This window comes from Aminobacterium sp. UBA4987 (assembly GCF_002396985.1).
In the GTDB taxonomy this organism is placed as follows: Bacteria; Synergistota; Synergistia; order Synergistales; family Aminobacteriaceae; genus Aminobacterium; species Aminobacterium colombiense.
This window is the reverse complement of record NZ_DGZF01000009.1, coordinates 642,828-666,746: the sequence shown is the minus strand read 5'-3', so window position 1 is coordinate 666,746 and position 23,919 is coordinate 642,828. Positions and strand designations below refer to the sequence as shown.

The window sequence follows — 23,919 nt, the reverse complement described above, 5'->3', positions numbered from 1 at the left end:
CTCTATCTTCCTTTTATATGACTCCATATTATAATGTATTCTAACAAACGGAGGTGAATAGAGTGAGTTTAATGCTCTATAACGATTTAACGCGAAAAAAAGAACCTTTCATCCCTTTAAAAGAGGGGGAGGTGGGCTTTTATAGTTGTGGGCCAACAGTATACGATTTTTTCCATATAGGAAATGCTCGCCCATTTATTGTTTTCGATGTATTCCGCAGGTATCTTGAAGACATTGGCTACAAAGTAGTTTTCGTCCAGAACTTTACCGATATTGATGACAAGATGATCAATAGGGCCAACGAAGAAGGCATCACCGTTAAAGAATTGGCAGATACTTTCATCAAAGAATATTTTGAAGATGCTGATGCTCTGGGTGTTCGGCGGGCCGACATTTATCCCCGAGCTACTGATCATATGAAAGAGATTGTAGAAGTGGTTCAAACTCTTATTGATAAGGGACATGCATACGTTGTGGACGGGGACGTTTTTTTCAGTGTCGAAAGTTTTCCGGGATATGGTAAGTTGTCAAAACAGAGTATAGAAGACTTACAATCAGGCTCACGTATAGATGTGAACGAACAAAAACGTCACCCCCTTGATTTTGCTCTGTGGAAAGCCCAGAAACCTGGTGAGCCAGCATGGGAAAGTCCATGGGGGCTGGGACGTCCAGGATGGCATATTGAGTGCAGCGTTATGTCGACTAAGTATTTAGGAAACACTTTCGATATCCACTCTGGCGGAAGCGACCTTATCTTCCCCCATCACGAAAATGAGGTAGCACAGGCAGAAGCCGCCACTGGAATGCAGTTTGTACGATTTTGGCTCCATAATGGATATCTATTGATAGACAAGGAAAAAATGTCGAAATCCCTGGGAAACTTCCTCACAGTACGAAACGCTCGGAAGAAGTACTCTCCCCTTGCTATTCGCTACTTTATGCTGAGTGCTCATTATCGTTCCCCCATTAATTTTTCAGAGGAAGGGCTGAATCAGGCGACAGGTGCCGTAGAGCGGCTGCGCAATTGCTGGACAGACCTTGAGTATGCCCTTCAGTCTCGGGAACAGAAAGAAAAGGATGACACAGAAGCATTCCTTAACGAGGTTAAACAGGCTGAAACAAAATTCTTTGAAGAAATGAACGACGATTTTAACACAGCAGGAGCTTTGGGTTCGGTTTTCGAAGTTGTTCGCCTGATAAATACGTATCTTAAAGACAACAGTTCAATCGATTTTAAAGTTTGCAAAGCTGCCCAAACATTCTTTACAAAGATCGATGGGATTATGGGCATCATGGGTCTTGAATCAGAGAAGGAAGAATTGGATACTTCTGAAATAGAATCCATGATAGAAGAACGCACCGCTGCGCGTAAGGCAAGGGACTTTGCAAAGTCAGATGCCATACGAGACCAATTAGCAGAAAAGGGTATCATCCTTGAAGATACCCCCGAAGGAACCAAATGGAAGAAGCAGCTGTCCTAACAAAGGGACAAAGACTTTAAGCGGGAGTAACTATAGCTCCCGCTTTTCTTTTCCATATTTCTTCTCAAGAAAAATAATCAATGGAATGCCAAGAAAAGCGCACGCAACAATTTCGCCAAGTCCCACATAAAGGGCCGTATAAATAAAGGGCATTTTTGCTAGAATAGACAGATATCCCCCCACCACAAGGCTATTAACCACTACCGGTGGAACTGCAGCGAGATAGGGAGTGGGCATGCGGCTTGTGATTATGGCCGCTATAAGGGTCGCTGCGCTCCCAAAGACTACATCGATGATACCGAAGCCCCCGGCAAAATTGGCTATAAGGCAGCCTATGAAGAGTCCGGGTATGGCCTGCGGCCAGAGATAGGGCAAAAGTGTCAGGGCTTCTGACACTCTAACTTGTATTGGGCCATAAGAGATGGGAGCCAGAATTATGGTTACTGTAGCGTATATAGCAGCTATGAGAGCCGAAATTACTATGTTTTTAATCGTTAAAAATTCTTTCATCCTTTTATTCATTAAACAAATCTCCTTTAGAAGGATTAAGGGCCTGGAAATGATTCCCAAACCTATCGGGCCGAAAGAGATACTCTTTATATATTGGCTTCGGCCAATTTTAAAATGGTGCCAAGAGCAATATCTACACCTTTTTTCAGCTGCTCATAATCTGTCCACTCTTCGGGACAGTGACTTCTACCACCTTTACTGGGCACGAAGAGAAGGCCGACCCTGGTTAAACTTGCCATAATCATGGCATCGTGGCCGGCACCACTCACCATAGTGCGATAACTAATTCCTCTATGGTTTGCTTCCTGCTCAAAGATACCCCGTATTTTTTTATCGAGGTGAATAGGCGGAACCGAGATTTTCCTCTCCATATGAACGGAAACCCCCATGCGGGCGGATACTAATTCCAGTGTTTTTTTCATCTCTTTGACAATATCTTCTATATTGCTTTGCTCCACAGAGCGGATATCAACAGTGAAAAATGCTTTTCCAGGAACAATGTTAGCGCCTCCTGGATAGATCTGCATTATACCTACAGTTCCCACAGTTCCTTCCCCTTTAGCATAGGCAACATCGTGCACCGTCTTTACCACTTCAAGAGAAGCCAGGAGGGCATCCTTTCTCATGTGCATGGGAGTTGTTCCCGCATGATCTGCCCGCCCCTCAATTTCTATATCAAATCGAGTTATACCAACTATGGTACTTACAAAACCCGCATCAAGGGTTTCAGACTCAAGCACTGGACCCTGCTCGATATGAAGCTCAATAAAGGCCTTTAAGTCTTCAGGGTTACGAACAGCATCTTTTACTTTAAGAGGGTCGAGGCCAAAGTCCTGAAGAGCTTTTTCAAGAGAAATGCCATTAGCATCACGAAATGTTTTTATTTCATTATTAGATACTTGTCCAGCCATGGCTCTGCTACCGTAAAGGCCTGCGCCAAATCGTGTGCCTTCCTCTTCGATCATAGCTACAAACTCTATAGGGTTTTCTGTGGAAATATTATTTTCATGAAGAATCCTTGCTACTTCCAGGGCTGCCGCAACTCCAGCAGGCCCATCAAAGTTCCCGCCATTTTTTACTGAATCAAAGTGAGAACCGATCATTACAATTGGAACTCCCTCACCAACGCCATCTCTTCGTCCACAGATGCTGCCTGCCGCATCTGTGTAAACATGCAACCCCGCCTTTTCCATTTCAGAACAAATGTATGCTCTAGTTTTTCTATCTTCTTCAGTAAAGGAAAGCCGTGTCATTCCATTACCAGGTGTGGCTGTATATTGAGCCATGGTTTCTATATCACGCTGAATTCTTGAAATTTTGCTTTCAAGCATTTTTCATTCTCTCCTTTCTGTTGTTTCATGAACATGTGCAAGAAAATTATGCCACATGTAGTTGGAGAGTTAAACCCCGCATACTTAACCAAAACGTAAATCTACGGGTGGACTTTTTTCATATTCACCTTTAGAATTATCAATTGTCTACGGAGGCGAGTGGTCTCTGGTGAGGCCCCCGGGCTTCAAACCCGGCCGAGAGGCGGCATTGGCTGTCTTTGGTGAGTTCGATTCTCACACGCCTCCGCCATTTTTTTATGGAGCCTTGATATTACAGACTTTTCAGAAGCCGATTACTGGAATTTGCACCCTTAAAGCCTTATAAACACTTTGCTACACGCACTTACCACAGTGTAGTTAAACAGTATAAAATGTGGACATTAAAAGTTTGTCTTTGGCTTTTATATGCAACATTATCGATATGCTATTCATTTTACTGTTGCTATTAACCCTATGGTGTCAAAATATTGGTTATTTTCAGCCTTCATCATTTCTATATCTCTTTTCGCGTATGGATTGTCACATTCTAACCAATCTTCCCATGCTTTTTTATGACAAGACAAAGATAGGCTCTGCTCTATTTTCACCTTCTTAGACTCTTCCCATAAAGAACGCCACCAACTTCTTGAATAAAAATTCATGTCTTCATCTTGCCAATAAGGTTTCAATACCTCAGGAACATCATTAAAAAAATCTTTTTGCAATCCAGGAACGGCAACTGCTATAATGCCGCCTTTTTTAGTCAAAGGAACTATATATTCGTCCAAGAAGCTTCTTTTAGCACCAAAATAATGATATGCATCTATACTAATGATCGCATCAAAAAAACCTTTAGCATAGGGCAATTCGTGAGCATCTGCATGAATTGGAATAATTTTATGATCAAGCTGTACAAGTTTGAACCGCTCATAATTTTCTGTCGCATTAATCCATAGGTCTGTAGCAAATACTTCAACATCATATATCCCTGCTAGAAAAATTGATGTTAGTCCTCTGCCGCAACCCAAATCTAAGACACGCATCCCCGAATGTAATTCTACTGATGCTAAAAGCTCTTCAAGAATTCTGACACAATTGGGCCCCATCATGTTCTGAAGCAAGAATTCCCTAGTAAATAAATTTTCTCTTTTGGTTCCCATTTTTACACTCCTCTCTTATCTACGGGGTTATTTCTTTATACCACCTACTGAGAAAAAGGAAGACCTCCTTCATGTTTCTGAAACAAACAAAAGCCACAAGATTCAATCTCATGGCTCTTTTCATCAAGAGTTACATTCAGTATTTCTTATTATCTTATAGATCGTCTTAGAAAAAAGACAATGCAATTTTGCACGCTGCTCCACAGTTACTTCGTTTTTGCACTTTGCGAATATTTTCAGCTTACGAGCAGCTATAGTTTTCTTAGTCTTCTTTACTTCTCCTCACACCTTTTTATTACATTCCTTACGAGGGATATAAATATATTCTCCTTCAACATAGTTTTGAATAATATTGGTAAACTGGCTGTTCGTATTTAAAACCCGAGATTACGCTGTGCTTTTGTGAATCTTTCGTGCCCTGCCTGGCAATACCACTTTGCAGCTGTCTGAATATCTCCTCTAACGCTGGCTTCATTACCTTTTTGCATCGCTATTTCTGCTGAATTTGAAAAAGTAATGCCTGAAAATAATATGACCCCAAAGAATAAAAGCGTGAGAAGAAATACTGTCTTCTTCATCCCATCTCCTCCTATATATAATATTTCGAACACCTTGGGAATAGTTCGTTTCTGAGGTTATAGAAACACACCGTACTACTATTAATATTGTACGGTTATTTAATAAAATTTCAAGGTTAGTGTAGGTGAATTTTTTTAATCTTTTATTTTCTAACCTTTTAACTTGAGAGGTGTTTCTTTTCTCATGCTGTGATATTATTAAAGTCACCCTGTTTTTTGGCCCCATTGGTATACTAAATATCAAGGAGGTTAAGAGAGATGAGTGTCAAAAATGCTATGACAATAGAGTTTTTGCGTTCCGCTTATGGTGGCGAAAGCATGGCTCACATGCGATATCTTATATGGGGAGAAATAGCTCGAAAAGAAGGCTTCCCCAATATCGCAAAGCTTTTTGAAGCCATAGCCTATGCGGAGTGGGTTCATGCAAGAAACCATTTTACAGTGCTTAATGGCAATGTAGCAGACTACTCTGTGACGGCAGGGGGGGTTTGGGGGAACAAGGTGACAGCAGAAAATCTTATCGGAGCCATTATGGGCGAAGATTTTGAAGTTGATCAAATGTACCCAGTCTATCTGGAAACAGCTAAATTCCAGGGGGAAAAGGACGCGGCAAGATCCTTTATCTATGCTTTAGAAGCAGAAAAAATTCATTCCAAGCTTTTTTCAAAGGCTCAAGCAGCGGCAAAGGGCGGCATTGACCTAGAGTTGAAAGCTGTTCTTGTTTGTCCTGTCTGCGGGCATACAATTCTAAATGAAGCACCAGATAAATGTCCCGTGTGCGGACTTGCCAAAGAGAAATACCAGAAATTCTGAATAAATAAAAAAGCAAAAGAAGGACCTCGATGAAGTGCACCTCTAGCAGAGCATTATGAGGCCCTTATTTTTATGAGATTGATATTCTCTTAACTCCTTCTTTTTCAAGAAGGGTTTTGATTCTTTCTCTTTGGTCGCCTTGAACCACTATTGTTTCATTTTCAATGCTGCTTCCACATCCTAACTGTTTCCGCAGATATTTTGCGAGTAAATCTTTTTCCTCAAGGGTTCCGCTGGCAGTCTCAACAAGAGTAACTGTTTTGCCACCTCTTCCCTTTCTTTCGATCCTTATTGCGACTTTGCCTGAGAGAGTAGTCTTAAAAGAAGAAGCTGTATCCTTCTTGGGTTCTTTCTTTTCATGATGATCGGATTCATAAGCAGTTCTTTTAAAAACATCACGAAAAGCCGTATTATATAATTCTTCTTCTTCAAGAGAGTGTTTATTTTTCTTAAAACGTGCCATTTCCCGTCATCCTTATAAGGCTTTTAAATAATCTATTGTTGATCGTATGATATCTCCTTTTTCAGAAAGCACTATTTGTCCCTCAAAGGGGAAAATTTTTCTTGAGAAGACAAAGGGGGCAATTTGCAGATAAAAGAGATTCATGTCATGGAGGGTAAAGCTTTCATCAATGTCATACCATTCAACTAACCCCTCTTCACCACTCTTCAAGTCACCTGAATATGAACGGCAAGTAAAGTAAAAAGTGAGAGTTTCTTGAGGGTTGTTTTCCTGGTAATTATGAACCATACCAGCAAGTTCAAGAGAACACGGCGTCAGCCCTGTCTCTTCCTCAACTTCTCGAATGCATGCCTGGGAAAGACTCTCTCCATGTTCTTTCTTGCCTCCAGGCACAGTAAGGGTATTTGCATAGGGTTCTTTTGTTCTGCGGATTAAAAGAATTTTATCTTTGTCGATAATAAAGCAAAAAACAATGATTGTGTTGTTTCCGTAGTGTTCGCAACTCATGTGGTTCCTCCTACCATCTAAACACCTGCTCCTTATTTTTTTCAGAGAGTTCTTTTTCCCCTGTCGTAAAAAGTGGCATTGGATCGACAAGTTGTCCTTGAAGTGCCATCCCAAAATGAAGATGAGGCCCTGTAATACGTCCTGAAACTCCACTCTTAGCTATGAGATCCCCCCTCCTGACATGCTCGCCTCCCTGAACCAGTGGCTTCGATAAGTGACAATATAGAGAAACAACTCCAGAGCCTGAATTAATATATATTACATGCCCGCTGAAATAGTGTTCAGCGACAAGAGTTACAATTCCGTCTGCTGCTGCATAAACGTCTGTTCCCGCTGACGCCCGTAAGTCTATTCCCGTATGAGGGTTAGAAGGCTTTCCATTGAGTACTCGCCTTTTACCATAAGCGCTTGTTATCATACTGTCAACAGGTTTAAAAAAAGGCAAATCCCAAAATCGATCTTGTCGAATATCGAGTAATGTCTGTCGGACTACCCTTTGCTCCTCTTTTATTCTGACGAGTTCGTGACTGGGTGGCACAACCATTTTTTCAGGCAGTGTAAGAAGCTCGCGAGGATAGCTTTTTGCCAGAATTTCTACAGGCACTGCAAACTTCTCCGCTTTTCCGTTCATAAAGAACTCCATACGAAAGCTAGCCCGCCCTGGAGATGCTGTTTTAGCGCTCGTCCCCATGAGCAGAGACTGAGAGTAAGATGTTTTTTCAGAAAAGTGAATGGGTATCTGTTGTCCGCACCAGTAGGCTTTTCCTTCCAATGGCAGTTGCGGCGTTTTCAAGTGAATAATAAAGGGCATTCCTATTTCCACAGAAGGAGGGAAAGACACTTTGATCTCTCCTCCGTAGGCCACCTTTCCAAAAGTCAGAAGCATAAGGATCAAGAGGCTGCAAAAAAGTTGTTTAAATTGCGACACAAAGAATTTAGTCATGAGGCTACTATCTCCATAATAAGGTTTTGGTCTAAAGGTTTGATGCTCTGAAGAGTTACAGCATGCTCAAAGTAAAAGATCGCCTGCTGAAGCTTCTCTTCCTTTGAATAATAGATGTCCAGCAGCGGGTTGCCTTTTTCTACATAATCCCCTATTTTAGCGATAAGATGGACAGCAACTTTCAAGTCAACATGTTCTTCTTGGCGAGTGCGCCCACCCCCTATACGTTTTACGCCCTCTCCTATGGACCGGGCGTTAAGATCACTCACAAAACCAGATTCTGAAGCATAGACTGTATGTTTTTTTCCGGCTGGTTTTAGAACCTTCTCAGGGGAGTCGCATACTGCCCCGTCTCCCTGTTGAGCAATTATGAGCTCCTTGAATTTCTCCAAAGCCTTTCCGCTTTTAAGGGTATTTTGTGCCATTTCTATTCCTTCTGCCAGCGACTTTGCTTTTCCGCCTAGATAAATCATGGTTCCAGCGAGATTGAGAGACAGCGTTTCTGTGTCAGATGGCCCCGCTCCCTGAAGAACACGGATGGCTTCGTACACTTCCATGCTGTTTCCAACCCATTCCCCAAGGGGTTGGTCCATTGCGCTTATTATGGCCATGCTGGGACGCCCCAACGATTCGGAAAGAGAAACAAGAGCTTCGGCCAGGTCACGTGCCTCAGAGAAGGTTTGCATAAAAGCACCTCTTCCGCATTTGACATCAAAAACAAAGCTTGACGCTCCCCCAGCTATTTTTTTACTGACTATGCTGCTGCATATGAGAGGAAGAGAAGGAACGGTAGCCGTCACATCCCTCAGCGCATAAAACTTTCCTTCGGCAGGAGCTAGCTCCAACGAGTGGCCAGAAATTGCGCATCCTATTCTGTGTACCTGGTTCATAAAGGCTTCTGTAGAAAGATGTACGTTCATCCCTGGAATGGCTTCCAGTTTATCCACCGTTCCACCTGTAAAACCAAGGCCACGCCCTGAAAGTTTAGCTACTGAAACTCCTGAAGCTGCTACAAGAGGAACTACTACAAGTGTGGTTTTATCTCCTACTCCTCCTGTACTGTGCTTGTCTGCCGCTTTAAAACCTTGAGGGAAGGATACAACGTGGCCAGAATGAGCCAAAGCTAGTGTTAGAGTTTTAAGCTCTTCAGTGCTCAGCCCCTTATGATAAACAGACGTAAGCCAGGCACTGACCTGATAACCCGGAATGGTTCCCTGATGAAACTGATTTACAAAAGTTTCGATATCCGCAGCTTTATGAACCATACCGTCTCTTTTCTCTTCGAGGAAAGAGAGAATATCAAACATATTCCTCACCTATTTTGCGCAAAAGGCCCTTCAATAGAATTGTCAATTTTCCCGTTGCCTTTTCCATTTCACGAATAACTTCCTCTTCTGACAATTTCTGAGAGGTAACTCCAGCAGCATAGTTAGCTACACAAGAAACGGCAAAGACCCGCATGCCCATTGAATGAGCGACTATTGTCTCCGGTACTGTAGACATGCCCACCACGTCGGCCCCTAACGTCCTGGCCATCCGTATCTCTGCAGGGGTTTCGTAGGAAGGGCCTGTAAAGGCAATATATACTCCCCGGCGAACTGTAAGATTGTTTTCTCTTGCAGATGCTTCTGCCATATCAAGAAGTTCCCTGTCATATGTATATGACATGTCAGGGAAGCGTTCTTCTTTTTCTGAGAAAACAGTCCCAATGAGAGGGTTAGTTCCCATATAGTTGATGTGGTCATAAAGCATAACCATGTCGCCAGGCAAGTATGCGAGATTGATCCCGCCAGAAGCATTGCTGGCTATATAACAAGAAATTCCCCATTCTCCAAAAACTCTCACTGGGAATGTGATGTCTTTCATTGAATAACCTTCGTAAAAATGCACTCTGCCCTGCATAACGGCAACGTAAACATTATCCAAAAAGCCAAAGACCAGTCGGCCTGCGTGGCCTGGGGCCGTGGAAAGTGGCCAGTGAGGAATTTCCGTATAAGGGATAACGATAGGATCTTTAATGGAGTCAGCAAGACCTCCGAGACCGGAACCTAAAACAAGCACTGCTTTAGGGGTTGTAGAAACCCTCTCGCTTATGTATGAGAGTGCTTCCGCTACTTTTTTATTGTATTCCATAAGAGACACCTCCGAAATTAAGCTCGTGGATGAGTCTTATCATATATGTCCCGAAGCTCCAGGTCAAAATGAACATATTTTTCAGTGGTAGCTATGGTAGCATGCCCTAACAACTCCTGGAGGGTACGGAGATCCATTCCTCTTCGCAATAAATGAGTAGCAAATGAATGGCGCAAAATATGAGGAAAAAGTCGGGAGGAGGAAATTCCTGCCGCAGCTCCTCTCTTTTTTACAATCCTCCATATATCCTCTCGTCTTAGGGGATTTCCAGTCTTAGAAATAAATAATTCCTGAACATGTGCATCTGGACGTGCTTTTTCCATGTAAAAACCTACGCGGCGGCTGACTTCTCCAAGGAAGGGGATTATTCGCTCTTTCCCACCCTTGCCAAAGATTCGCAGTGTCCGGCCTGAGAAATCTATATCTCTCAAACAGATAGTACAAAGCTCACTTGCTCTCAACCCGCAACCATAGGCAGTTTCTAGAATAGCTCTGTCACGAATAGCCAGAAAGGAGTTACCAGAACAGGCCTCAAAAATTCTCTCCACTTCTCCCTCATTTAATATATGAGGCAGGCTGTTCCCCTTTAAAGGGAGGGTTGGCAATGTAACTTCTTCTTCCACCAATTTTTCACTGTCGAGATATCGCAGCCATGAACGAAGGGATGCAATTGCACGCTGCTGGGAAGAACGCTTTTTACCTTCTTCGTGTAAGGATCGCTGATATCTTTCTAAATAAGTTTGATTAGGGGGGTAGGCTGGTTGATCATTTTTATCGCAAAAATCCAGCCAGGCCTTGATATCACGATTGTAGGCCAAGATCGTGTTTTCACTGCATCCTCTTTCAAGAAAGAGATAATCAAGAAAATCATCAAGCAATTGGTCGTATTCAAACTTTACCATGGGATATTATTAAAAAAGGGCTGGTTATGCCAGCCCCTTCCTCCTGCTAAGTTATTTATGAGTCTTTGAGGTAATTTAAGAGCCAGGATAAAGCTCCAAAAGTTTTACAGTCCCGAATGGATCCATCTTTCAATAGCCTGGGGATATCATCCACACTTACAGTTTCTACTACAATTTCTTCATCATCATCTTGTTCAAGAGATGACGGGCAGAGATCTAGGGCAAGAAAGATGACAAGAACTTCGTCACTGAACCCTGGGGAAGTGAAAAATCGCCCAATTTCCATCAGTTCTCCGGGGTAATATCCTATTTCTTCCTGAAGCTCCCTAATGGCCGTGTCTTTAAATGTTTCGCCTTCTTCAACTATCCCTGCCGGAATCTCAAGTATTTTTTGTTCAAGGGCATAGCGAAATTGCTTAACCAGCAGTACTTCTTTGTCACTTGTCAAAGGAATTACAGCCACTGCCGGTTCATGTTCTACCACTTCTCGTACTACTCTTTTGCCAGAGGACAAACGGACATTATCCACTCTAAGGTCAAGGACCTTTCCTCTATAGACGACATTTTGTGATAGAACTTTTTCGACGGAATTCATTTATCAACCTAGAATCTTTCTCGCAATTTCCTTCCCTTTAGCAAAAGCCTCGAGGTTCATTGGAAGAAATTGTGGTTTCCTTTTCCCCAATTTATCTTTTATTGTTTCGATACACGTTTCTTCTTCAACAATTCCTGTAGCTTCAACTAAGGCCCCCAAAGCAACAATATTAGCCACTTTGTCGCTGCCTAGCTCTGCTGCTACTGAGTTAGCCGGAACAGCAATAATCTTAATGTCAGTGCGGGGATTCTCATATGTCACAAGATCACTATTGTATATAAGAACTCCGCCTTCCCTGACTGATTTTACAAATTTGGTAAGGGAGGGCTGGTTCATAATAACAACAGCATCGGCTTCCGCGACAACGGGAGACGCAATTTCTTCACTGCTTAGAACAACACCGCAGTTTGCTGTGCCGCCTCGCATCTCAGGGCCATAGGATGGAATCCACGTTACATGAAGTCCCTGGGCTATGCCAGTATATGCTACCAACTGGCCAAGCACCATTACACCTTGTCCGCCAAATCCTGCCGCGATGAGGCTTCTATCATATTTAACAGTCATTGTGTCTGCCTCCTACTCGTAATCCTTAAACAGACCAAGGGGATAGTAGGGCATCATTGAATTCACAGTCCATTCAAAAGCTTCCACGGGTCTCATTCCCCAGTTTGTAGGGCAGGAGGAGAGAATTTCAACGAAGGAAAACCCCTTCTTGTCGATTTGATACTGGAAAGCTTTTTTCAGGGCCTGTTTTGCTCTGATTATATATTTAGGCTGTGCCACTGTAACCCTCTCTATGTAGCCAGGAGTAGCAAGTGAGCTTAAAAGCTCGCAAACCCGTATGGGATAGCCGCTGACTTTGGGATCTCTTCCCAAAGGACAGGTTGTCGCTCTTTGGCCTATAAGAGTTGTTGGTGCCATCTGGCCGCCTGTCATACCGTAAATAGCATTATTGATAAAAACAACAGTAATATTTTCGCCCCTGTTCGCAGCATGGATAATTTCTGCTGTTCCAATAGAGGCAAGGTCCCCGTCTCCCTGATAGGTAAAAACTACCTTATCTGGACGGACACGTTTCAACCCTGTTGCCACTGCCGGTGCTCTTCCATGTCCCGCCTCGCAAAAATCTGTATCTATATAATCGTACATCATGGCGGCGCATCCCACTGGCGCTACTCCGATAGTATCCTTTTGAATATTAAGCTCATCGATGATCTCACAGACAAGACGGTGGGCTATGCCATGTCCGCAGCCAGGACAATAGTGGGTATGTACTTCAGGCATCCATGTTTTAGGGCGTTCATATACCTTTACTTCTTTCATCGCATTATCCCTCCCTACTCCAGGCCGAGCAATTTTCTGCACTGCTGTTCAATTTCTTTTACGGAAGGTGACATGCCGCCGGATCGACCATAGAAACTAACTGGGATTTTGCATCCGGTTGCAACTTTCACATCGTCCACCATTTGTCCGCAGTTCATTTCTGCCACAAGAATGTTCTTTACGGTCTTAGGCAGCTTTGCAAAGTCTGCGTAAGGATAGGGCCATAGGGTGATGGGCCTAATCAGACCGACCTTGTGACCTTGTTCTCTAAGGTTGTTGATAACAGAACGAGAGATACGGGCTGTTGTTCCATAAGCTGCTATGACCAATTCTGCGTCCTCAGTCATATAGCTTTCACATCGAGACTCTCTTTCTTTTATTAAAGCATATTTCTTCTGAAGATCTTTATTGTGGTTCTCAAGGGCTTCCGGAGAAAGATACAAGCTTTTAAGAGAACTTCGTTTCCCGCCTCTTTCTCCCATGTACCCCAATGCCCATTCAGTAATATCTGGTACATCCTTATCGACGTAGGGTTTTATTTCAACAGCTTCCATCATCTGCCCCATAAAGCCGTCGGCAAGAATAAGCACGGGATTGCGGTAACGCAAAGCAAGCTCAAATGATTCCTGTGTAATATCGACCGCTTCTTGTAGGGTGCTTGGGGCCATTACTATCAAGTTGTAATCGCCATTCCCGCCGCCCTTGGTAGCCTGTAAATAATCTGCCTGGGATGGTAGGATCCCACCAAGGCCTGGCCCTCCTCGCATAACATTTACAATAACAACCGGGATTTCAGCTCCAGCCATATAGGTTATTCCTTCTGACATGAGAGAGATTCCTGGACTGGACGATGTTGTCATAACCTTATGACCAGTTGCTCCGCCTCCCATGATCATATAACTGGCCGCTACTTCACTTTCAGCTTGTACGAAGGTTCCGCCAATCTCTGGCAGATGGGCTGACATGTATTCGGGAATTTCATTTTGCGGTGTAATAGGGTAACCAAAGAAAAATTTGCAGCCAGCCTGTATGGCTGCCTCTGCAATGGCTTCAGTTCCTTTCATCAGTACGCGTCCCATTAGATTTTCCACCTCCAGAAAACGTTAGCCTTCAACGACCTTAAATACTTCGATCGCTGCGTCAGGACATGAGGTTGCACACATTGCGCACCCAATACATCCTTCTTTGAATTGCTCAACTGGCCTATGCCCTCTGCTATTAATTTTTTCTGATATTCGCAGAACTTTGACAGGACAGGCAGCGACACAAAGCCCACAACTCTTGCAATACTCTTCAAGAACGTTAATACGTCCTTTTGCCATTACGTGACACACCCCTTCCCCATTTAGTTCGACTCTTCAGTCTGACGAGACCACATAAAACCATCTTCCCATGGAAGAAGCATATATCTCGAGAGAGGCCATATCGGGACAGGGTATTCCTCTCCCAAGACTCTTTTTACATCAGAAGCTAACGACGGATCAACACCTGCATAAAGAACTGGCAGATCGAGGTTCTGCCCAGCATCATAGACGGTTTTTATTCCTTCTATAGCATCGTGGACTGTTGTTTCATGCATAAGGTGAGAATTACTTATAAGAGCCCCCACTTCCAGCCCGCAAATACTCTCCATTTTTTTCATCATTTTCTGGATTCTTGTTACGCTGGCGGTCTGAGGGCGAAACGCATTTACTACAAGGATAAGCCGATAACCAACTTTTTTGATAATAGGTTCAAATTGCTTAAGTGCCAAGGCCCCCTCTGCATCCCCTCCTATATCCATTAGGAGGCGTGTACTTTCATCATGGAGAGCCCAGTCCACCTTGGGTGTTACAAGGGACATATCAAGCCATTTCGCCTGTTCAGGCATGGTTATGACAGAGAGCCCCTTTTTTTCAAGAACGTCGCTTACCTGACGTATACAAAAATATGGATTAATAATATCAATATCAGCAATTGTTACTTTCTCCCCAGCCTCTAAAAGGGCAAGGGCCATATTCAAAACCCATTCGGTTTTTCCTGAACCGAGGGCGCCTGTAACCGCTACGGCTTTTGGCCATTCATAAAGGCGAATTAAATTAGCAAGAGGAGTAAGTCTATTATTCAACAAGTTTGTCCCCCTTCTTTAAACGAATGCCTCTGCTCCATTCTGAACCTGATTGAACTCGGCGGCCTTCTGGCTGAACCTCAAGAAGAAGAACTGCGCCTTCTTGCAATGCTACGAGAGGATTCCCTTCTATAAAATCAAGTACTTCGCCTGGTTTTCCTGCCTCTTCACAAACAGATGTTTTCCAAATTTTAAGCCTGCGTTTTTTATAAAAAATAAAGGCCCCCGGTTGGGGATTCAGAGCTCGAACCGTGTTGTGGAATCTCTGTGCATCAAAACTCCAAGAAAGCTGAGTTTCTCTTTTTTCTATTTTTGAAGCATATGTAACTAATTTAGAATTTTGTAACGTTGTTATATTAGTACCCTCATTACAAGATTTTACAACTACTTTCAGTAAATTACTACCCTCTTCCGCTAACCTCTGGAATAGGTCCCCCGAGGTTTCTTCTGGCGCTATCTCTATTTGAGTCTGTCCAAGGACAGGCCCAGCGTCCATTTCCTCCACCAGTCTGAACACTGTTACACCTGTTGTTTTTTGTCCATCCATCAAAGCTCTCTGGATGGGAGCAGCACCTCGATATTGAGGTAGGAGGGAGGGGTGGATGTTGAGGCAGCCCCATAGAGGGGTGCTTAAAAATGGTTCCTGGACTTTCTGTCCAAAATCAACAACGATAATGCAATGGGGTGGAGATTCTAAAAGAACTCTTTTTAGTTCCTCGTCTTTTGAAAATTTATCTGTCCGAAAGACGGATCGGTTCAATTTTGCTGCTGTTTCTTCTACATATGAAGGTCTTTCACCCATGCCTCTGCCTCCACGCGTAGGCATGCCAGTAATAATCCGATCAAAATGCATATTACATTTCGAAATGAGATGTTCAAGGCAAAAAGCCGCAAATGAACCCGTTCCTATAAACCATATCTTCATTATTAGCGTTCATCCTTTGCATGCTTTCTCATTTTTTTCCGTATAATATTCTTTTTCAAGGGAGAAAAATGGTCGATTAAAAGCCTCCCTTCAAGATGGTCCATCTCATGAAGAAAAGCTCGGGCAAGAAAATCTTCAGCTTCTATTGTCAGTTTCTCCCCATGTTCATTATAAGCCTCAATTACTACATGACGGGGGCGAAGAATATTCCCGAATATTCCCGGGAAGCTCAGGCACCCCTCTTCATTAACCTGCTCGCCATCGGTTTTTAAAATGACGGGGTTAATGAGGACATAAAGAGTTTCATCATAATATACAATTGCCAGTTTTTTTGATACCCCCACTTGGGGGGCTGCAAGTCCTACCCCATCCGATTCAAGCATAATAACCTTCATTTCTTCAATGAGATCCATTAGTTCCGAATCAAATAGGTCTATGGCTTCTGTTTCTTTTCGCAAAACAGGATCTGGATAGGTTCGAATCAGAATTTTTTTCAAGATCTTGCTCCTCTAAATTATGACTTTTCAAAATTTTATTCAGTAAAAAGGGCTGCTGGTTCCAGCAGCCCTTCTCTTTATTTAACGATTAAGAAAGTCTTTCAAGACATCCCCGATAGTAATCGAGGGTTCTTCTTCATGGAATGTTGGCTGCTGTTTTTGCCTGCCCTCTTCTGCTTTCTGAGCGAGACGTTTCTTTTTCTCTTCTTCGCGATTCTTACGAATCTCTTCTTCGAAGAGAGCGCTAATACTTAGTCTCATTCTTCGCTCTGCAGGATTAATTTCAATGACCCGCGCTAAAACTTCCTCGCCTTCAGACAATACGTCTTCGGGCTTGTCTACGCGTTTTGTGCTCAGTTGAGAGATATGGATGAGCCCCTCAACGCCTTCTTCCACTTCTACAAAGGCACCGAAATCAGCCAGCCTGACAACTTTAACAGTAATATCCTGTCCTTTAGTATATCTTTCCTCTATTCCTGTCCAAGGGTCATTAAGCTGTTTGTAGCCGAGGCTCATACGTTTTTTCTCTGCATCCACATCAAGAACCACAACTTCTACATTCTGGCCCTTTTTAAGGACATCACGTGGATGTTTAATACGCGCCCAGCTAAGATCACCAATATGGATAAGCCCTTCAATGCCAGGTCCCACTTCTACAAAGGCTCCAAAGTCTGTGACATTTGTAACTACACCAGAAGCTTTGTCCCCAATTTTCCAGTTCTCATCTACAATGCTCCAGGGATCTGGCTGAGTTTGTTTTATGCTGAGGGAAACACGGTTGTTTTCCTGCTCTATACCAATAACCTTTACCTTTACGGTTTCACCTTTTTTAACGACTTCTTTCGGTTTTACATTGCGCTTCCATGAAAGCTCGCTAATGTGCACAAGACCATCGATGGGGCCAAGATTGATAAAAGCACCGAAAGATGTAATGCTGCTTACCCTGCCCTCAAGAACGTCTCCCTCTGAAACAGTTGTATAAAATTTATCCCGCTGCTCCTCTACTGCTTCTTCAACAAGCATTCTTCTTGAAAGAACAAGACGTCTCTTGCGTCGGTCTTTCTCCAGAAGTTTTACATCAAAGACCTCTCCCACAAATTTACCGGGGTTCACCCCTCGTCCCTCTTCAGCAAGATGGGAAATAGGAATAAACCCTTCGAGATTAAAGCAGTTGACCATCAATCCGCCCTTAACCTTGCGTAGTCCTCTCACTGAAATAAGATCGTGAGAAGAAACAAAGGATTCCAACTCAGCCCAACGTCTGTCAAATTCACAGCGCCAGCGACTTACCAGAAGCTGAGCATCTTCTCCGTGGCGTATATTGATGACCTGTACTTGAATTTCATCGTTAATAGAGGGCTCTTCTTCCTCTTCAACTAATATTTTATGAGTCCACTCTCTTCGAGGAAGAAAACCTTCACATTTATATCCTACATCCACGAGCCAACCATCTTCATTTGCTCCAACAATTGTCCCTGTTACGACTTTCCCTTTGTGAATTTCTTCTCCCGCATATTTCTCGAGCATGGATTCCATATCCATATTTTCGAAATTTTCGGTTGTTTGAACATCATTATTCATTTCTTCCATCATAACCTTCCATCCCCCTTGGCTACCTGCGTGATGACAATGTATTTTTAAGCTGACTAATCAGCCAATCCGGAGTACTGGCCCCGGCTGTGATACCTACTCGCGCCTTACCTGATAACCACCTCCTGTCCAATTCTTCAGCGTGTTCTATCCACACAACGTCAATTCCGGAAAAGCGGGCTATATCATACAGCTTCCCTGTATTTGCGCTGTTCCTGCCCCCCACTACTATAATACCATCTACAAATTGAGCTAGCTTGCGAGTGGCATCTTGTCGTTCACGAGTTGCATTGCAAATCGTGTTATAGACGCGCATTTCCTGAGTTCTGAGCGCGAGCTCTGAAACAATGGCTGCAAAAACCTTACTATCCTGTGTTGTCTGTGATATTACTCCTAATTTAGCAGTTTTACCAATATCTGTGACGTCCTCTTTTTTTTCTATGACCGTAGCCTTGCCCTCAACTATCCCCTGAAGAGCTTTTATTTCTGGGTGACTCCCGTTACCGATGATACAAATCGTATATCCTTCCCGAGCAAGAAGCTTTATTCGCTCCTGAGCTTTTTTAACAAATGGACATGTCCCATCAACTATGTGAATGGAGTGCTTTTGAAGAGTGGAAAAGATTTCTGATGATATCCCATGGGCACGAATAAAAATACGGGATAACGGGGGAATCATATTGGGGGAGTCAACAACAATAAGGCCCTTCTTCGCAAGTCTCTCAACTTCCTGTGGATTATGTATGGGCATGCCGAGAGAATATATGGGGCCTTCATCGCTCAATATTTTTTCGAGGGTTTCTATAGCTCTGCGAACGCCAAAACAAAAACCCGTAGGGTCAGCAACTATTATTTGCTTCAGATTTCGTTGCCCCTTTCAAGATGCCTTAAACAGGCTTCTAAAACATTTCGCTTCAAATCATCTTCATTGTAAGCAGAAATATCATACCACAGAGTTGGCAAAAACTTTTTAAACCAGGTCATTTGTCTTCTGCAAAACTTTTTAGTTGCACTTATATCTCCTTCGACAGCTTCTTCTTTCGTTAATTTCCCACGAAGATAAAGTGATATTTCCTTATATCCAAAACCCTGCATAGATGGAAACCGCTCATCAAAACCATGATGTAAAAGCCATTCCACTTCTTCTATAAAGCCACCATCGAACTGTTGACGGACACGTTTCTCTATAGCGTCGAAAAGAAGTAGTCTAGCCCGATTCAGCCCTAAATAAAGCACATCATAATATCCCTTTCTTTTTTCTTCGGAGGAATACCACCATGTAGCATTTTGTCCTGTCAGCTTGTAAATTTCAATAGCCCGGCTTACACGACGCACATCGTTAACATGAAGCTGTGAAGCTCTTTTCGGATCAATTGCGCTCAGTTGGTCATGAAGAGCCTGGTTTCCATGTTCTGATGCAAACTTTTCAAGTTCATCAGTGAGTTTTCTATCCCTAGGAAGGTCTTTCGTCAGAACTCCTTCAAAAAGCGCATGATAATAAAAAGGTGTCCCTCCCACAAAAAGGGGAATTTTTCCCCGATTCATGATTCGCTCAATCGCCGCCATGCTTTTGTCCACAAAATCTGCAGCAGAAAAAACTTCGTCAGGATCCACCACATCAAGCATATGATGTAAAATATGCTGCCTTGTCTGGAAGGTTACTTTATCAGTACCCACATCCATATATCGATAGACTTGTCTTGAATCCACAGAGATAACCTCGGCCTTTAACGTTTCTGCTATTTCTAAGCTTAATTTGGTTTTCCCCACTGCTGTGGGGCCAATAATAGCAAGAATTGGCAGCTTTCCCTTCATCATTTTTCCCTCCCGAAAAATTGTTCGATTTCATATTTATCTAGTACGAGTGTTGTCGGCCGGCCGTGGGGGCAAACAGAAGGATTTTCACAGAATTGCAGTGCTGCATAAAGGTGTAATGCTTCTGCAGCATTGCAATGGGTTGCAAGTTTTACCGCTCGTTTGCAGGCAATTGTAGCCCATTTTTTCCAAATCACATCATCAATAGCTCGGGAACCAGTTTCATTCCATGTCAAAATTGCCGTCCTTAAGAGGAAAAGAGGTCCCTCTCTTCCTTCAATGGGAAGAGCGGGGGAAGCAGAAAGCATGCTTTGTCCTTCTTCAATTTCAAAAATAAAACCTGCCTTTTCCAACTCCACTCCATACTCCTCAACTTCAGAGGCAAGAGTTGGTGGGATGAGAAGCGGCGGATTCAACTTTTGAGATGGAAATTGCTCAGATTTCATTCTGGATAAGACTTTTTCATATTCTATGCGCTCGTGAGCCGCATGAGGATCCATAATAATGAGCTGCCCGTTTTTCTCAAACAGAAGGTATCCTGCAGCCATTTGAGCTATGAAAAATATCTTTGACTCATCTGGGGAAAAGACACTTTTTTCCCCCCAACTTTCAATTTTCACTTCTTCTAAAAGTTCCGGGGATGAAACTCTGGAAAATAGATCCTGTCCTTCTTCTCGTTGCAGAAGTGCTTGTTGATGTAAATGAGGCGCAACAAATTCCTTCAGTTCTTTCCCTTTCCAAAAAGAAGGGAAAGAGAGCCTGGTCGGCCTGTTCTGCAAATCCAGACTCGCCGCTTTGACCGCCTCAAAAATTTCGGCAGGATATCTAAAACGTACTTCCGCCTTTGCCGGATGGATATTAACATCCACAAGTTCCGGGGGAAGAGTAAAAAAGAACATCCAATTTCCAGAAAAATCCTTACAGGCTGCAGAAGCCGCTCCACGTATCAACGGGTCAGATACAATTCTTCCGTTAACAAAGGAGGTAATTATGTTTTTTTGGCGTCCAGGAGTGGACTGCCACCAGCACTCAAGCTTTATTGATCCGCATGAGACTGTTGTGGACCGAGTTTCAGGAGAGGCCCCCCATAATGAACGAAGAACGGCGGCACGATCCCCAGTGCCCTGAGTTTCAAATATTTTATTGCCATTATGATAGAGACTGAATAACACTGCAGGGTAGGCTGCTCCAAAGTCTCGCATTAACGCAGATATTTTCCTCAATTCGGAAAGGTTGCTTCGCAGAAATTTCTTACGTGCCGGGAAATTGAAAAAAAGGTCATCCACCTGCAGGCGGGTCCCTTCTTTCCATGGCAGCTGTTCATGACAGACAATACTGCCCCCCTCCGCCTTTAGAAGTCCTCCTTCGGCGGCTCCTTTAGCTTTGCTTCGAAGGTCTATTCTGCTCACAGCGGCAATACTGGCAATAGCTTCACCACGATATCCTAATGTCTTAATATTGCTCAGGTCATTAACAGTTGCTATTTTGCTAGTAGCATATCGGGTAATAACCAGGGGCATTTCTTGCCATAGGATGCCGTTACCATTATCTTCAACAACGATGGAGGACTTTCCCCCTTCAGTTAAAGTTACCAGGATGCGAGACGAATGGGCGTCAAGAGAGTTTTCCAGAGCTTCCTTCACTACCGACACTGGGCGTTCCACAACTTCCCCAGCCGCTATTTTGAGAGCAACTTCACGGGGAAGTTTAAGTATTGCCATGAGACTGCAGCTCCTCTCTGCATTGATCAGTGATTTTATACATCATCTCTAACGCCCTGAAGGGAGTCATTTTGTTGGGGTCAATTGCCGCAAGCTCCTCTATTATAGCCTGACTTGAAACAGGGAAAAGCTGTATTTGCTGGGATGCTTCCATAACTTCGCCCGATGGCTTTACCTCATCGGCGCGCTCAAAGGTTTCGAGCAAATGGAAGGCCCTTTTCAGCACTGCTGGAGGAATGCCGGCCAAACGGGCAACCTCAATGCCATATGAACGGTCAGCTGGCCCATCAACTACTTTATACAAGAATGAGATGCCCCTTTCTCCTTCATGAACGGCCATACTCAAATTTTTAAGACCATTAAGATGATCTTCCAACGCCACAAGCTCATGGTAATGGGTGGCAAAAAGAACTTTCGGCTTGGAGCCGCACCCATGATCAAGATATTCAAGTACAGCCCACGCGATGCTCATCCCATCATAGGTAGAAGTGCCACGCCCGATTTCATCCAGCACCACAATGCTTCTATCCGTTACATTGTGGAGTATATTAGCTGTTTCTATCATTTCCACCATAAATGTGCTGTTACCGCGAGAGAGCTCGTCACGAGCCCCTATACGGGTAAAGACCCTGTCCATCAATCCCATGGAGGCCTCGGCAGCTGGGATAAATGCCCCCATCTGAGCCATGATGACAAGCAATGCGGCCATTCGCAAATAGGTAGACTTGCCTGCCATGTTTGGGCCGGTAATCAAGGCTATCCTCTCTTCGTCCCCATCAAGAACGATATCGTTGGGAACAAATGGCAGATCTAGAAATGTGGCTTCTATGACTGGATGGCGGCCGCCTTCTATTTTCAGACTCAGACCGTTATTTATTTGTGGGCGGATATAGTTCCGCTCCCAGGCAACCTGAGCAAGTGAAGCAAGAACATCAATACAGCTGAGCATAGCAGCCCCATCTTGTATTTTTTGTACATGTTCCAAGGTGTGCTGAACAAGATCTGCGTAGATCTTCGATTCTAAGCTCGCTATTTCCTGCTCAGATGCTGCCATTTTTTCTTCAAACTCCTTAAGTTCAGGAGTGATAAAACGTTCAGCCGAAACCAAGGTCTGTTTGCGAATGTAATTTTCCGGCACCTTGTCAAGGTTGCCTTTGCCGATTTCTAAATAGTAGCCGAAAATCTTATTACTTCCCACTTTCAGTTTGGGAATATCCGTTTTGGCTTTCTCTTTTCCCAAATATTGATCAAGCCACTGGTCGCCATGCTCCCGCAATTCTCTCCACGAATCGAGCTCGCTATTAAAACCGGTGCGAATTACGTCCCCATTATGCAAATGGCGAGGAACTTCATCGCACAGGGCAGAAGCCAGCAGGGTGGAGAGTGTTTCCAAACTGTTATCGGATGATATGAACTTTTCCAGTGGTGAAGATTTACAATACCCATAAACAAGAGGTATAAGAAGCAAAGTGTCACGAATGGCTGCCAGGTCCCTGGGATTTCCTGTGCCAAGGCTCAGCCTGGAAGATGCCCGTTCTATGTCTCGACATTCCCCCAGCAAATTTTGAAGTTTTTGCCGCACAACAGGATCCTGTACAAGAAATTCAACACTGTTCTGTCTCTTGTTGATTGCATCTTGATCAAGAAGAGGGCGAAGTATCCACTCCCTGAGAAGCCTCCGCCCCATTGGATTTTTACATTTATTCAGCACTGAATATAAAGTAGGGCCATCGCCGCTGACAAGTTCCAGATTCTGTTGAGAGGCGACATCAAGATGTAAAAAATGTTTCTCGCGCAAGGGATATATTCGCGTCACATGCTGTATAGCCCCAAACTGGGTTTCTTCAAGGTAATGAAGAACCGCTCCCGCACACCCTGTATCAAAAGCCCCTTCTTCAAGGCCAAAAACCGATAAAGCAGGAACATTAAAGATCTTGCACAGCCAGCGGGCAGCCCCGTCAGGGGTAAACTGCTCTTTTGTTCTTTGGAGGATAAAAAAGTTTTGCAGTTCCACAGGAAGATCCTCTCTTTTGATCGTATCTGGAATAAGAACCTCTCCTGGATTAAAACCGGTAATAAGTGACAGAGCCTCTTCTTTCTTCAATACTCCTGCCTCGAGGCATCCAGTATTTACAGAAAGCATGGCTAAAGCGATAGTGTCATCATTTAAGAGGTTTATCGAGGCTAGACGTCCCTCTTCCCCTGCCTCTTCAGGGACATAGGTTCCGGGAGTTACAATGCGAATAACCCTGCGGTCTACAAGGCTTTTTCCGTCTGGGACGCTTACCTGCTCACAAATAGCTACTTTATAACCTGCTTTAACAAGTTTTCCAAGGTAATTGTCCACTGCATGGAACGGAACGCCAGCCATAGGAATACTCTTGGAAGGGTCTCTGCTCGTCAAGGCTATATCGAGTATTTCAGATGCCTTCTGTGCATCTTCAAAAAACATTTCATAAAAATCCCCCATCCGAAAGAATAGAAGACAATCAGGGTATTTCTTCTTCCATTCCACATATTGAGAAAGCATGGGGGTCATTTTTACA

25 protein-coding genes and 1 tRNA gene are annotated in these 23,919 nt (G+C 43.6%); 3 read left to right on the top strand and 23 right to left on the bottom strand.

What is annotated here, in order from left to right; all coding sequences use genetic code 11:
* The first annotated feature begins 62 nt into the window (after positions 1 to 62).
* Complete coding sequence (cysS, locus tag B2U56_RS07480; protein WP_286953037.1) at positions 63 to 1,481, top strand: cysteine--tRNA ligase; 1,419 nt, start codon at positions 63 to 65, stop codon at positions 1,479 to 1,481.
* Between the two features lie 30 nt (positions 1,482 to 1,511).
* Here the strand turns inward: cysS and B2U56_RS07475 are convergent, their stop codons facing one another.
* Together B2U56_RS07475 and B2U56_RS07470 are read right to left on the bottom strand one after the other, a co-directional pair.
* Positions 1,512 to 2,003, bottom strand: a complete 492-nt coding sequence (locus tag B2U56_RS07475; RefSeq protein WP_286953036.1) for a QueT transporter family protein — start codon at positions 2,001 to 2,003, stop codon at positions 1,512 to 1,514.
* Between the two features lie 74 nt (positions 2,004 to 2,077).
* Positions 2,078 to 3,322, bottom strand: a complete 1,245-nt coding sequence (locus tag B2U56_RS07470) for a Zn-dependent hydrolase (RefSeq protein ID WP_286953035.1) — start codon at positions 3,320 to 3,322, stop codon at positions 2,078 to 2,080.
* Positions 3,323 to 3,473: 151 nt separating this feature from the next.
* Here B2U56_RS07470 and B2U56_RS07465 point away from each other — a divergent pair.
* Positions 3,474 to 3,572 (top strand) — tRNA-Sec (locus tag B2U56_RS07465).
* A 178-nt stretch (positions 3,573 to 3,750) separates the two neighbouring features.
* On the opposite strand, the gene B2U56_RS07460 is transcribed toward B2U56_RS07465, so the two are convergent.
* Together B2U56_RS07460 and B2U56_RS07455 are read right to left on the bottom strand one after the other, a co-directional pair.
* A complete protein-coding gene (locus B2U56_RS07460) occupies positions 3,751 to 4,461 on the bottom strand; it encodes an SAM-dependent methyltransferase (RefSeq protein WP_286953034.1) in 711 nt (236 codons plus the stop codon).
* Between the two features lie 374 nt (positions 4,462 to 4,835).
* Positions 4,836 to 5,039 carry a hypothetical protein gene (locus B2U56_RS07455; protein WP_286953033.1) on the bottom strand — a complete coding sequence of 68 codons (204 nt, stop codon included), beginning with the start codon at positions 5,037 to 5,039 and terminating at the stop codon, positions 4,836 to 4,838.
* A gap of 258 nt (positions 5,040 to 5,297) precedes the next feature.
* On the opposite strand from B2U56_RS07455, the gene B2U56_RS07450 reads away from it, so the two are divergent.
* Complete coding sequence (locus B2U56_RS07450) at positions 5,298 to 5,852, top strand: rubrerythrin family protein (protein ID WP_286953032.1); 555 nt, start codon at positions 5,298 to 5,300, stop codon at positions 5,850 to 5,852.
* Positions 5,853 to 5,922: 70 nt separating this feature from the next.
* On the opposite strand, the gene B2U56_RS07445 is transcribed toward B2U56_RS07450, so the two are convergent.
* The 19 genes from B2U56_RS07445 to mutS all read right to left on the bottom strand — a co-directional run bounded on the left by B2U56_RS07445 (position 5,923) and on the right by mutS (position 23,912).
* Positions 5,923 to 6,315: a translation initiation factor gene (locus tag B2U56_RS07445; protein ID WP_286953031.1), complete on the bottom strand. Its 393-nt coding sequence runs from the start codon at positions 6,313 to 6,315 to the stop codon at positions 5,923 to 5,925.
* Between the two features lie 12 nt (positions 6,316 to 6,327).
* Positions 6,328 to 6,822 carry an NUDIX hydrolase gene (locus tag B2U56_RS07440; RefSeq protein WP_286953030.1) on the bottom strand — a complete coding sequence of 165 codons (495 nt, stop codon included), beginning with the start codon at positions 6,820 to 6,822 and terminating at the stop codon, positions 6,328 to 6,330.
* A gap of 10 nt (positions 6,823 to 6,832) precedes the next feature.
* Complete coding sequence (locus B2U56_RS07435) at positions 6,833 to 7,765, bottom strand: M23 family metallopeptidase (protein WP_286953029.1); 933 nt, start codon at positions 7,763 to 7,765, stop codon at positions 6,833 to 6,835.
* Positions 7,762 to 9,072, bottom strand: a complete 1,311-nt coding sequence (locus B2U56_RS07430; protein WP_286953027.1) for a thymidine phosphorylase — start codon at positions 9,070 to 9,072, stop codon at positions 7,762 to 7,764. The genes B2U56_RS07435 and B2U56_RS07430 overlap by 4 nt, the downstream gene beginning before the upstream one ends.
* Entirely contained in the window at positions 9,065 to 9,898 is an 834-nt protein-coding gene (locus tag B2U56_RS07425; RefSeq protein ID WP_286953025.1) for a purine-nucleoside phosphorylase, read from the bottom strand. Before B2U56_RS07425 ends, B2U56_RS07430 begins: the two co-directional genes overlap by 8 nt.
* Before the next feature lie 17 nt (positions 9,899 to 9,915).
* The gene (locus tag B2U56_RS07420; protein WP_286953023.1) at positions 9,916 to 10,800 is read right to left on the bottom strand and encodes a tyrosine-type recombinase/integrase; all 885 of its coding nucleotides are present in this window, start codon (positions 10,798 to 10,800) and stop codon (positions 9,916 to 9,918) included.
* 55 nt (positions 10,801 to 10,855) lie between these two features.
* Positions 10,856 to 11,395, bottom strand: coding sequence for an NUDIX hydrolase (locus tag B2U56_RS07415; RefSeq protein WP_286953022.1), 540 nt, complete (start codon positions 11,393 to 11,395; stop codon positions 10,856 to 10,858).
* 3 nt (positions 11,396 to 11,398) lie between these two features.
* Positions 11,399 to 11,959, bottom strand: a complete 561-nt coding sequence (locus B2U56_RS07410; RefSeq protein ID WP_013048403.1) for a 2-oxoacid:acceptor oxidoreductase family protein — start codon at positions 11,957 to 11,959, stop codon at positions 11,399 to 11,401.
* A 12-nt stretch (positions 11,960 to 11,971) separates the two neighbouring features.
* Positions 11,972 to 12,718, bottom strand: coding sequence for a thiamine pyrophosphate-dependent enzyme (locus B2U56_RS07405; RefSeq protein ID WP_286953021.1), 747 nt, complete (start codon positions 12,716 to 12,718; stop codon positions 11,972 to 11,974).
* 14 nt (positions 12,719 to 12,732) lie between these two features.
* Positions 12,733 to 13,797, bottom strand: a complete 1,065-nt coding sequence (gene vorB, locus B2U56_RS07400) for a 3-methyl-2-oxobutanoate dehydrogenase subunit VorB (RefSeq protein WP_286953019.1) — start codon at positions 13,795 to 13,797, stop codon at positions 12,733 to 12,735.
* A gap of 24 nt (positions 13,798 to 13,821) precedes the next feature.
* A complete protein-coding gene (locus B2U56_RS07395; RefSeq protein WP_013048406.1) occupies positions 13,822 to 14,040 on the bottom strand; it encodes a 4Fe-4S dicluster domain-containing protein in 219 nt (72 codons plus the stop codon).
* A gap of 23 nt (positions 14,041 to 14,063) precedes the next feature.
* Positions 14,064 to 14,825: a hypothetical protein gene (locus tag B2U56_RS07390; protein ID WP_286953018.1), complete on the bottom strand. Its 762-nt coding sequence runs from the start codon at positions 14,823 to 14,825 to the stop codon at positions 14,064 to 14,066.
* Positions 14,818 to 15,750: a methionyl-tRNA formyltransferase gene (gene fmt, locus B2U56_RS07385; protein ID WP_286953017.1), complete on the bottom strand. Its 933-nt coding sequence runs from the start codon at positions 15,748 to 15,750 to the stop codon at positions 14,818 to 14,820. The genes B2U56_RS07390 and fmt overlap by 8 nt, the downstream gene beginning before the upstream one ends.
* A gap of 2 nt (positions 15,751 to 15,752) precedes the next feature.
* Positions 15,753 to 16,247 carry a peptide deformylase gene (gene def, locus B2U56_RS07380; protein WP_286953016.1) on the bottom strand — a complete coding sequence of 165 codons (495 nt, stop codon included), beginning with the start codon at positions 16,245 to 16,247 and terminating at the stop codon, positions 15,753 to 15,755.
* Between the two features lie 81 nt (positions 16,248 to 16,328).
* The gene (locus B2U56_RS07375) at positions 16,329 to 17,840 is read right to left on the bottom strand and encodes a 30S ribosomal protein S1 (protein WP_286953015.1); all 1,512 of its coding nucleotides are present in this window, start codon (positions 17,838 to 17,840) and stop codon (positions 16,329 to 16,331) included.
* Between the two features lie 19 nt (positions 17,841 to 17,859).
* Entirely contained in the window at positions 17,860 to 18,642 is a 783-nt protein-coding gene (ispH, locus tag B2U56_RS07370) for a 4-hydroxy-3-methylbut-2-enyl diphosphate reductase (protein ID WP_414631802.1), read from the bottom strand.
* 53 nt (positions 18,643 to 18,695) lie between these two features.
* The gene (gene miaA, locus B2U56_RS07365; protein ID WP_286953014.1) at positions 18,696 to 19,655 is read right to left on the bottom strand and encodes a tRNA (adenosine(37)-N6)-dimethylallyltransferase MiaA; all 960 of its coding nucleotides are present in this window, start codon (positions 19,653 to 19,655) and stop codon (positions 18,696 to 18,698) included.
* The gene (gene mutL, locus B2U56_RS07360; protein WP_286953013.1) at positions 19,652 to 21,373 is read right to left on the bottom strand and encodes a DNA mismatch repair endonuclease MutL; all 1,722 of its coding nucleotides are present in this window, start codon (positions 21,371 to 21,373) and stop codon (positions 19,652 to 19,654) included. Before mutL ends, miaA begins: the two co-directional genes overlap by 4 nt.
* Positions 21,360 to 23,912 (bottom strand): DNA mismatch repair protein MutS, encoded by a 2,553-nt coding sequence (mutS, locus tag B2U56_RS07355; RefSeq protein ID WP_414631801.1) that lies wholly within the window; start codon positions 23,910 to 23,912, stop codon positions 21,360 to 21,362. The genes mutL and mutS overlap by 14 nt, the downstream gene beginning before the upstream one ends.
* Positions 23,913 to 23,919: the final 7 nt, after the last annotated feature.